The organism is Eggerthella sp. (assembly GCF_048329335.1).
GTDB classification, from domain to species: Bacteria; Actinomycetota; Coriobacteriia; order Coriobacteriales; family Eggerthellaceae; genus Eggerthella; species Eggerthella lenta.
The window spans coordinates 1-2321 of the sequence record NZ_DBFEGU010000061.1; the positions used below are offsets into that span (position 1 = coordinate 1).

The 2321-nt window shown below is 62.7% G+C and carries 2 protein-coding genes; both read right to left on the bottom strand.

The genetic code is table 11. The features are described from left to right. Positions 1–120: 120 nt before the first annotated feature. Positions 121–1596 (bottom strand): extracellular solute-binding protein, encoded by a 1476-nt coding sequence (locus tag ACMO6A_RS02020; protein ID WP_114516401.1) that lies wholly within the window; start codon positions 1594–1596, stop codon positions 121–123. 144 nt (positions 1597–1740) lie between these two features. Beyond that, positions 1741–2321: lysylphosphatidylglycerol synthase transmembrane domain-containing protein (locus ACMO6A_RS02025; protein WP_418470705.1), on the bottom strand; the 581-nt coding region annotated here is incomplete at its 5' end.

Sequence of the window (2321 nt, forward strand, 5' to 3'; positions counted from 1 at the left end):
CGGTAGCGCAGACGACGCCCTGGATTCCCAACGCGACGCAGAACGGCAAAACGACGAGAGCTCGAAACGTCACTCCTCGCCGTCTAGCCGTGCGCTTCTGTCCGGAACGCATCCTCAATATTAAGCGATCGCTTCCCTGAGCTGGGTCTCCAGGTCGGCGAGCCAAGCGTCGAACCCTGCGTCGTCGAGATACGGAGCCACAGCCTCTTCGGACGATGCTCCCGCCGCCATTGCTTCGACCACCGCCGCACGATCGGCCACCGCCCTGTCCGACAGCGCGCGGTCAAGGACGGCGCGCGCCTCGACGCCGCCTTTGAACGGCGGGTTCGCGTACACACCTGCCTCGATGGTATCCAGCGTGGCAGGCAGGTTCACCAGATAGTTGCCCGAAGCGCCGTCGATCGACTCGGCCGCCGCCTGGAGGTTCTCAAGCGTCAGCGCATCCTTGGTGACCGGCACGTAGCCGGCGCTCACCGAGAAGTCGGTGTTCTGCTCTTTAGCGGTGAACCACTTGAGGAACTCGACGCACGCGGTTTCCTTTTTCTCGTCGGACTTCGTCACCACGAACCCGGCGCCCTGCTGCGGCGAGCACGGCTTGCCGTGCTCGAAAGACGGGTTGGGCAACGCGCCCAACTGGATAGGATAGCTCGTGGCATCGTCCACCGTCACCGTTTGCGGGAAGTACACCACCGAGGACGATGAGCCCACATAGCAGATGAGATCGCCCGTCTTCACCGCATCCGAACGGAACTTGCCCTCCGCCGAGAACCAGCCCTGCACCATGGGCACGTAGTAGTTGTCCCAGAGCGTCTTCATCGTAGCGCGGTCGAAGTTCAGCGCGCACACGCCGTTCTCAATTTCAAAAATCTCGTGACCCAGCTGTTTTGAACCTGTGATCAGGTAGTTCGCCATAGCATCGCGTCCGAAGAACGGACGGCCGTCACCCATGACGCCCGGCGTCTGCGCGTCGGTCCACTCGTAGTAGCGCTCCGCGACTCTCACGATGCCCTCAATGGTGCTCATCTCGTCGAGCGAAGTGCCGGTGGCATCGGCGAACGTCTGGAAATCGGTCATGTTGATCTGCAGCGTCTCGGTGGACTTGCCCACCGGGAACACTTTGAGGCTGCCGTTGCCGTTCAGATCGCCCTCTTCCAGAAAGCCCTCCACGAATCCGGCCTTCTCCTCTTCAGTAAGGTAGCCCGACAGATCGGCCACCATGCCGAACCCGTCTATGACCGACGCCGTATCGGAATACGACAGGAACGCGTCGGGCATCGCCTCCGAACCCACAAGCTCCTGCGCGGAATCGGTGACAGCGGAGGCCAGGTCGTTGACGCCGCCTTGGCTGGAGCTGGTCACCACGATGCCGAGATCCTTGCCTTTCGTCGCATTGAAGTCCTTGACGAGGTCTTCGAAAGCCTGCTGCTGCGTGCCGTTGTAATAGGTCCACAGCTCCACCTGCACCGGATCGGACGGGTCGAGCACGGACGAAACCGCATCCTCCGAGGGCGCCGAAGAGCCCGAGCAACCCGCAAGCGCCAAAGCGCCGACAAGCGCGAAAGCCGTGCCCGCGCGCCCTATGACATTCTTTTTCATAGTCCCCTCGTTCCGTACGGCAGCCGGAGCCGCGCTGCATGCATCCTGCCATTCTAGAACATGGAGCACACCGAAACGTCGTCAATTTACCATTGAGGCCGCGGAGGAAGGCTGGATGCGCCGAACGGATGACGGGCTTCGGGCTTAACGGCGCAAGCCCTTGCCTTTCTGGTCGCGCACGGCCCGCTTCGCGTCGTGCTTGAACGTCTTGGTGGTTTGGATGAGGATGGCGCCGATGAGGAACGGCATCCAGAACACGATGCCGCGGTACACGAGCGCGATAGACAGGCCCGCCGCGCCCGACACGCCGAACGACGTGAACGCCACCACCACGGCAGCCTCCACCACGCCTACGCCCTGCGGCGTGATAGAGATCATGGCGAACAACGTGGCGACTACGTAGCCGCAGATGAGAGGTTCGGGCTGATGCACGCCGAACGCCACGCCCACCAAGCTGAAGCAGGCCAGCTCGCAAGCGCTGGCCGCAATGGAGCAGCCGAACGCCTTCGCCGTTGTCTTGGGGTTATGCGCGATAAGGCCGGCAGCGTCGGAAAACGAGCCCACGATGCGCTCGACCCAGGGGTCGAGGGGCTTTTTCTTGAAGCGCACGAGGACGCGGTCGACAAGCCGTTCGATGGGACGCAGGGCGCGCAGGACGAGAGCCGGACGCTTGCGTCCCAGCACGAGGATAAGCACCATCGCGCTGACCAGCGCTATAACCAGCA